The following is a 7218-nucleotide window of genomic DNA, read 5'->3' as shown; positions in this document are numbered from 1 at the left end:
CCCAGGAGGTCTGGGTCGGCCTGGATGCTGAGATCTTTGTTCTTGTGATCTGCCATAATAGAAATTCCTTCCAGTTCCGTTCCCAGGAGCACCAGCACGTGGTCAACAACTTCCTTAACAGAACTTTCACGAAAAACAGGTTTGGGGATCTTTGTCAGGGTGCGGTATGTATCTACGAACTTCAGCAGGCCTTTGCTGCGCTTTTCGATGGTCTGCATGCTGTTGCGAAGGTCTTCAAGCTCGCCGGCAGGAAGGAAACCACCGTCGTTCCTTTCCTCTACATCCTGCTGCAACATACGGTTCATGGCAGCGCTCAGGGAGGTGACCGGGGTGACGGAGTTCATGATCTCGTGACGGAGTATCTTTATCAGCTTCTTCCAGGATTCCAGTTCCTGCTCATCGAGGGCGTTGCGGATATCCTGAAGGGTAAGCAGGACAAGTTCGCGGTCGCGAAGGCGGATGACATTGGAAGAAAGAGAAAGATGCAGCATCTCCCCTCCCCTGTTCAGGCGCATGAGCTTTGCCTTTCCGGGGCGAAGGCTTCTGATCTGAGAAGGTAATTCAGGATCAACAGTTATCAAGTCATCGACATTACGCAGCAGCTTGATCCCCAGCAAGTTTGCGGCTTCCCGGTTAAAGAATTCAACCCTTCCATCCGCATCCATGCTGATCAGGGCGATACGCACATGCTCCACGATGGCCTGAAGGTACTGGTAATGCATCTCTTTTTCGATGCTTATCGTATTGAATTCCCGGATGATCTCACGGAAAGCCTCATGCAGCCGCGAATCTTTGGTGTTTTCCGGCGTAAAGCCGTATCCTGTAAAGTCCTTTTGCCTGATGGCCATCAGGAAGCGCGCCAGCTCCCTGTCTTTGCGGTGCAGGAACCAGATCAGTTCTGCCAGCAGCACCGGGACAAGGACGCCGGAGACGGTGGCGGTCATGTACCAGGCTTGCTGCCTGAGGGAAAAAAGGAAGACAAATAACATCAATGCGATGAGGAGAACGCGGAAGATGATAAGGAGGTTGTATTTGATGGGGGTCATGGGAAATTGATAATAGTCTTATTTGTCATTTTCCCCTAAAATCCTTTCGATCTCGAGAATCAAAACGGGCAGTCTTTTTTCTATTGCATTCCATACAACATCATTGTCTATCATGTCATATCCGTGGATTAAAATATTTCTGAATCCAATTATTTTGTATGCATCACTAATATTTACCTTAAGAAAATCTTCATCCAATTGCTTTATACGATTCAATGATTCCCCTATGATCTCAAACTTTCTCTCGACTGCAGATTGTAACATTTCATCTTCATTATAATCGTTGAAATTTTTCTGCTTTACAAAATCCAATATCGATTTTGAAGCTATTAAGGCATCATATAAATACTTATTAATTTTAATCCTCATAAATTGTCTTTGTGTTTCCAATACCTCTTATGAAATAAGGATTCTTAAGTGATGATTTCATAACTACATCAACATCTTTATGAAGCAGTTTTTCCAGTTGAAATTTAATGTCAAAATAATTATTAAACAGTTCCTGTTTAGCTTCCTCCTTAAACTCAATCAGAAAATCAATGTCATTATTCTCTTTAGAATTTGTTTGCAAAGCTGATCCAAACAATTCCAATTTCCTGACATGGAAAGTCTGGCAAATTTTACAAATTTCGGGTATGACGTCTATTATATATACCATTGAATTTTTTGGTTATTAACTTTTACGAAGATACATCATTATCATTTATTTTCATAATCAAAGCAAAACATTATCACTTGTAATACATCAGGCACCTAGCCCCTTTAATGGATGTCGAAACCCACCCCGGCAGCGGCACCATCACCTGGAGAGGCAAAGATGATTTTGGAAACAAACTGCTCCAAGGCACCTATGTGATGGCTATCATCGTGAACGGGAAAGAAAGGGAGACGGTGAAGGTGGTTCTGGGGGGAGCGGGATGAATTCTGAATTCTGTATTCTGTATGTGCAATAGGATCGGCAATTGAATATTTTCTATTTGCAATGCATTGACAATATTAAATTGCCCATTGTCAATTCAATTGACAATACAGAATACAGAATACAGAATTGCAAATCATTCTCTTCCTGCTCCATACCTCTCCATCTTAATGTCCAACAATATACTTTCCTTTGCCTATAACCTTCTGCATGACAAACTGCTTGTATGTTGCTCCGATGGGGATCTCAGTGGAATTGATAAATATCCTGTTGCCTGATACTTTTGAAATTTTAGAAAGATTGACCAAATATGATTTATGGGCCCTGATAAAAATAATTGAAGGAAGCATATTCTCCAAATCCTGTAATGTGGCTCTGATGGTGTATGATCTATCGGTTGTATGAATTTTTACATAATTACCATAGGACTCCAGGAAGCATATTTCATTGTGATCAAAACGCCGTGTGATGCCATCATGCTTCATGAAAAAGTAATCGACATTTCCCACCTGTCCCGGATCCATTGGATCCTGGTTATACATGCCATATTGTAACAAAGCTTTATTCACGGCTTTGACGAAACGCTCAAAGGAAATGGGTTTCAATAGATAGTCGATCACCTCATGCTCGTAACTATCTACCGCATACTCAGAATAAGCGGTTGTCAGAATTACCATAGGGTGATCTTTCAGGGTGCTAAGCATCTCCATTCCAGATATCTCTGGCATATTGATATCCAGGAACATCAGGCCCACCTCTTTCCTTCTTAGAAATGATAACGTTTCAACAGCATTGCCAAACCTGCCAACCAACTCAAGGTCACTTATGCGGTCAATATAATTCTCAAGTACATTTAGTGCCAATTCCTCATCGTCTACTATGATGCATTTCAATTTCATAAGTTGATCTTCAATTGACTGTGATAATTACCATCGTTTTGGGATATTTCCAACATATAACTTTCCGGATAAAGGATCCTGAGCCGCTTCTCCAGATTAATGATACCTGTTCCATTATTTTCCCCGGCATTTTTCTTTCCAATGCTGTTGTGAATATTTAATTCAAACCGTTTGCCTGTAATTGTAATATTTATTTCGATGAAATTTTTCTTTACATCTGTCCCAATGCCATGCTTAAAAGCATTCTCAACAAGTGGTAGCATCAGCATAGGAGGAAGGCTGAGTTTATTGCTATTTCCTTGAATATTAAGACTTATCACACACTTGTTCTTCAGCCTCAATTCTTCTATCGAAACATAATTTTTAATAAAGTCAAGTTCTTTATCAATTCCGATCAAATTATTCTTTCCTGAATCTATAATGTAACGCATAAGTTCCGAGAGCTTCATTATAGCTTCTGCAGTGTATTCCGAATTTTCAAGGACCAGAGAATAAATATTATTCAGGTTATTAAACAGGAAGTGTGGATTAACCTGCGATTTTAGAAATTCCAGCTCTGCGAAGGCCTGCCTTGATTCTGCATACCGTAGTTCGGATTCCGCCCGGGCTTTTGCTGCTTCTGCCTCGGTCAATTTAATCTTGTTTCTCAGGTTATCTCTGAACCCTTTAATTCCTGTAGAAATCAAAATGAATATTAAAGGATTCAGATAGCCCCCGAAATAAAAATCATCAGTATTAATCGATACATCGGCAATGTATTGGGCAAGAAAACCGGATATTGTCACCAGAAGCAAGGTGTAGACGGAATATTTGAAAAACTTTTTCTTCAGGAAAAACCTGTCGACCAGGCAAAAGTGTATATATACAGGTAATATAACCGGAAAAATGATAAATATTATAAAGCTGATTGCAAACTGAAAATCCGTAAAATAGTACAATACCGTAAAAAACAATAGCATCAGAGCAAGCCATGCGTAAATATTAATTGCAATATTGTTCAGCCTGGAACTGTTCATATTTTCTATCTCAAACAGGATCAAAATTACATGAAAATTAAGCTGATAAGAAGAATTTTGTGATGAACTTCATTCGTCCCTTCATATCTATGGCTCATCACATTCTCCTCTCGTTCATCCTATAAATTATTAAAATCCAATGTGTGTGCAGACCTTTGAGAAAAAATGATCCTGATGAAGAACTATAGACTAATTATTATCTGGATATCAATGTTTTTTATGATAATTGCCTACAATAAGATCATGAAAGGACAAAGCAATAACCGTGTTTATGGAAAAATTATTGACAGCCGGTCAGGACAGCCCCTTCATTATGCAAATATCAACGTGCAGGGCAAAAACATCGGATGCGTGTCAAACATGGATGGCATGTTTGTCCTGAACACCCAAAAGACCGACCTTTCTGATACAGTTGTTGTGTCTTACATAGGCTATAAAAGCTATTCCATTCCTTTGCATGAATTCAGTGATTCGATCAATCTTTTCAAACTTGTTTCCGACCCGGTGCAACTTGCTGAGTTCAAGGTAAGGGCTATGGATGCAAAAGAAATTGTTGAAGCAGCTATTAAAAAGATCCCTGAAAATTACGAAATGGACCCATTCACAACCCTTGGATTCTACAGGGAATTGATCCGTGAGGGAGAAACCTATCATAAAGGTGCATTGGGGGTACAATGAATACGGTATACTGGCCGAGCAGCCTTCAAAATTTCAATTGCGATTAATGAGAATATTTGCAGGAATAACATTTGAGACCGTTTCTGTGGATGTTACTGTCAATTATTCCCAAATTAGCGGGAGATGGTACCTTAAAAGTATATTTTTTATTGATGTTAACAAGCTGACCAGGAAGGACAAGGAATATATATACACCACGGAAAGAGAGTTAATGATATCTTCCTTAATTGAAGATGGCAAAGCAATTAACAATGACAAGCTCCTGCAGTCCGGTATGGACTTTTCTGACCAACTCGGCCCTTATGATGAGGCATTTTGGGGCAATTATTCAATCATTTTGGCAACTGATGATTTCAAATCAAAAATAAAATGAAAAATAACCAAAGGATATTCCCAGGCCTGGCAGTAGTATGCCTGAAAGTAGTAGTATCAATGATGTGGATCTTCACCTTTGCCGGTCAGGTCTTTTCACAGGATTATAAGGATAAGATCAATTCACTGGAAAAAGAAGCGGATTCCATTATATTAAGCAGTCATTTGATTCCGGGAGCAGCTATAGCAATCGTCAACTGTGATTCTGTTTTATGGTCAGGGGTATTTGGTTATGCAGACCTGAAAGGCAAAAAGACTGTTTCCCAGGATACCCGGTTTTGCATTGGATCCTGTTCAAAAAGCTTTACCGGACTGGCATTTTTAATTGCTGACCAGGAAGGTCTGGTTAATATGGATGCATGTGTAAACGAAGTGGCACCAGAGATTCCGCTAAAAAACCCCTGGTCGGAAACGGATCCGGTCAGAATCATCCATCTTTTGGAGCACAGCTCCGGTTTCGAAGACAGCCGTCCGAACTGGTTTTACTTCCGCAAACCACTTTTGTCAACCAAAGAGGCATTGCTTGCCAAGGATCATCTGCTCAGGGCCCGTTGGGAGCCCGGAACGCGTTATAGCTATTCAAGTCCTGGATTCACCCTGGCAGGATATTTACTGGAAAAAGCAGCAGACAAAACAATGGCTAAATATTTACAGGAAAAGATATTTGAACCTGCAGGAATGCAGAATACGGGTTACGGAAATAAAGAACGTTTGAATGTGGAAAACGCCATTCCCTATGACAAAGAACTTATAGAATATCCCATATGGTATGACTATGATGAACCTGCCGGAGCCGTTTATTCATCCATCAGGGATATGTCAAGGTTTTTAATTCTGATGCTCAACAGCGGGACGATCGACGGAAAGGAACTGGTATCACAAATACAGTTTGGTCACGTAGGAAAACCGGAATCCACTCTGGCAGCCCGCTCAGGCTTAATGAACGGTTATAGTTTTGGTGTAGGCTCCACAATCCGGAATGGAAAGGTATGGTTTGGCCATAGCGGGGCAGTCCCGGGGTACCTTTCAGCATATTACTATTGCCCTGATCTGGATATTGGATTTGTTATACTCCAAAACCAGTTCGATATGACCTTTGATGAGACATTGATATCCTGGATGTGGAAAGTAATGGGTAAATGGGAGGACAGAATACCGGAAAACATTGTAAAAGAAAATAATGAGAATTTTAATCCTGATGAATTCACCGGTTATTATGAACCTTGCAACCCCAGGTCAGAACTCGGCAGTTTTATGGAAAAGATCACAGGCGGGATCAATGTCACCAACAAAGAAGGAAGCTTGTTCACACAATCCTTTATGGGAGATAGCAAACCATTGATTCATCTTCATGACAACCTCTTTTGTAGGAAAGGAGAGCCCGGGCCTACACTGGCTTTTGTAAAAGATAATAAAGGGAAGATGATCTATACTTCTGCGCATGGCTATTTCTGCCGGGTCTCGAAATTAAAACCCATACTGCTCAGAAGCTTTTTCTTTGGCAGCTGGGGAATAATAATTTCTGTCATCCCATATTTTATAGCCATTGGAATTTGGGTATTAATCAGAATATTGAGAAGAAAGTCCTATAAAGTTAATTCCACATTAATGAAACTTGTGCCTTTAGGAATAATAATCATCCTTGTAGCCGGCATTATGCCTTTTGTCGTTTACCCTCCAACAATCCTGGAAATGGGAATGAAATCCTGGGGCAATATACTTCTTTGCATCAGTACAATATTATTCCCGATCCTAACCATCACAGGCATTTATCTATATGCAAGAAGCTTTAAAATACCATTGATGCTAACAACACGCATTTATTTTGGTTTGATCTATCTTGCCTTAATGTCATTATCGATATATTTGACTTACTGGGGCATTATTGGTATCAGGTTGTGGGAGTGATAATACTCAACCCTAATAACCATTCACCATTTCCCTTTTTACCATATCAGACAAATTAGATCACTACAATTTCCTATTCATGAAAACAGAAGGATGGAATTCCGCCTCTTTTTCCCGGAGAAGCAAAGATGATCCCGGAAACAGACTGCCCCAGAAAGCCTATGTGGCGGCCATCAGCGTGAACGGGAAAGAAAGGGAGGGCGTGAAGGTGGTGTTGGCTGGAGCAGGATGAATTCTTAATTCTGTATTCTGTATTCTGTATTTTCAATAGGATGGGCAATTGAATATTTTCTATTTGCAATGCATTGACAATATTAAATTGCCCATTGTCAATCCCATTGACAATACAGAATACAGAATACAGAATCGCAAATCATTCT

Annotated in this window: 10 protein-coding genes; 5 read left to right on the top strand and 5 right to left on the bottom strand. The window is 40.2% G+C overall.

The annotated features are described in order from the left end of the window. From KKA81_09635 to KKA81_09625, 3 genes are all read right to left on the bottom strand, one after another. On the bottom strand, window positions 1-1046 hold a 1046-nt coding region (locus KKA81_09635), incomplete at its 3' end, for a PAS domain-containing protein (protein ID MBU2651184.1). A gap of 18 nt (window positions 1047-1064) precedes the next feature. Beyond that, the gene (locus KKA81_09630; GenBank protein ID MBU2651183.1) at window positions 1065-1415 is read right to left on the bottom strand and encodes a DUF86 domain-containing protein; all 351 of its coding nucleotides are present in this window, start codon (window positions 1413-1415) and stop codon (window positions 1065-1067) included. Then, entirely contained in the window at window positions 1405-1704 is a 300-nt protein-coding gene (locus KKA81_09625) for a nucleotidyltransferase domain-containing protein (GenBank protein MBU2651182.1), read from the bottom strand. Before KKA81_09625 ends, KKA81_09630 begins: the two co-directional genes overlap by 11 nt. Window positions 1705-1811: 107 nt before the next feature. Here KKA81_09625 and KKA81_09620 point away from each other — a divergent pair, with 107 nt between their 5' ends. Further along, complete coding sequence (locus KKA81_09620; GenBank protein MBU2651181.1) at window positions 1812-1967, top strand: hypothetical protein; 156 nt, start codon at window positions 1812-1814, stop codon at window positions 1965-1967. 165 nt (window positions 1968-2132) lie between these two features. On the opposite strand, the gene KKA81_09615 is transcribed toward KKA81_09620, so the two are convergent. After that, window positions 2133-2864: a LytTR family DNA-binding domain-containing protein gene (locus KKA81_09615; protein MBU2651180.1), complete on the bottom strand. Its 732-nt coding sequence runs from the start codon at window positions 2862-2864 to the stop codon at window positions 2133-2135. Then, window positions 2861-3880: a histidine kinase gene (locus tag KKA81_09610; protein ID MBU2651179.1), complete on the bottom strand. Its 1020-nt coding sequence runs from the start codon at window positions 3878-3880 to the stop codon at window positions 2861-2863. The genes KKA81_09615 and KKA81_09610 overlap by 4 nt, the downstream gene beginning before the upstream one ends. Window positions 3881-4054: 174 nt before the next feature. Between KKA81_09610 and KKA81_09605 the strand changes: the two genes are divergently transcribed. From KKA81_09605 to KKA81_09590, 4 genes are all read left to right on the top strand, one after another. Beyond that, window positions 4055-4558, top strand: coding sequence for a carboxypeptidase-like regulatory domain-containing protein (locus KKA81_09605; GenBank protein MBU2651178.1), 504 nt, complete (start codon window positions 4055-4057; stop codon window positions 4556-4558). A gap of 46 nt (window positions 4559-4604) precedes the next feature. Beyond that, entirely contained in the window at window positions 4605-4931 is a 327-nt protein-coding gene (locus KKA81_09600; protein MBU2651177.1) for a hypothetical protein, read from the top strand. After that, a complete protein-coding gene (locus KKA81_09595; GenBank protein MBU2651176.1) occupies window positions 4928-6838 on the top strand; it encodes a beta-lactamase family protein in 1911 nt (636 codons plus the stop codon). The genes KKA81_09600 and KKA81_09595 overlap by 4 nt, the downstream gene beginning before the upstream one ends. 79 nt (window positions 6839-6917) lie before the next feature. Beyond that, entirely contained in the window at window positions 6918-7070 is a 153-nt protein-coding gene (locus tag KKA81_09590) for a hypothetical protein (GenBank protein ID MBU2651175.1), read from the top strand. The last annotated feature ends 148 nt before the right edge of the window (window positions 7071-7218 follow it).

Source organism: Bacteroidota bacterium (assembly GCA_018831055.1).
Classification (GTDB): domain Bacteria; phylum Bacteroidota; class Bacteroidia; order Bacteroidales; family B18-G4; genus M55B132.
The sequence above is the reverse complement of the archived record's forward strand: the minus strand, read 5'-3'. Positions and strand labels throughout refer to the sequence as shown.

Coding starts and splice junctions, on each gene's coding strand:
- KKA81_09630 (MBU2651183.1), bottom strand. CDS start 1,415: ATGAGGATTAAAATTAATAAGTATTTATATGATGCCTTAATAGCTTCA.
- KKA81_09605 (MBU2651178.1), top strand. CDS start 4,055: ATGAAGAACTATAGACTAATTATTATCTGGATATCAATGTTTTTTATG.
- KKA81_09600 (MBU2651177.1), top strand. CDS start 4,605: ATGAGAATATTTGCAGGAATAACATTTGAGACCGTTTCTGTGGATGTT.
- KKA81_09620 (MBU2651181.1), top strand. CDS start 1,812: ATGGATGTCGAAACCCACCCCGGCAGCGGCACCATCACCTGGAGAGGC.
- KKA81_09610 (MBU2651179.1), bottom strand. CDS start 3,880: ATGAACAGTTCCAGGCTGAACAATATTGCAATTAATATTTACGCATGG.
- KKA81_09595 (MBU2651176.1), top strand. CDS start 4,928: ATGAAAAATAACCAAAGGATATTCCCAGGCCTGGCAGTAGTATGCCTG.
- KKA81_09625 (MBU2651182.1), bottom strand. CDS start 1,704: ATGGTATATATAATAGACGTCATACCCGAAATTTGTAAAATTTGCCAG.
- KKA81_09590 (MBU2651175.1), top strand. CDS start 6,918: ATGAAAACAGAAGGATGGAATTCCGCCTCTTTTTCCCGGAGAAGCAAA.
- KKA81_09615 (MBU2651180.1), bottom strand. CDS start 2,864: ATGAAATTGAAATGCATCATAGTAGACGATGAGGAATTGGCACTAAAT.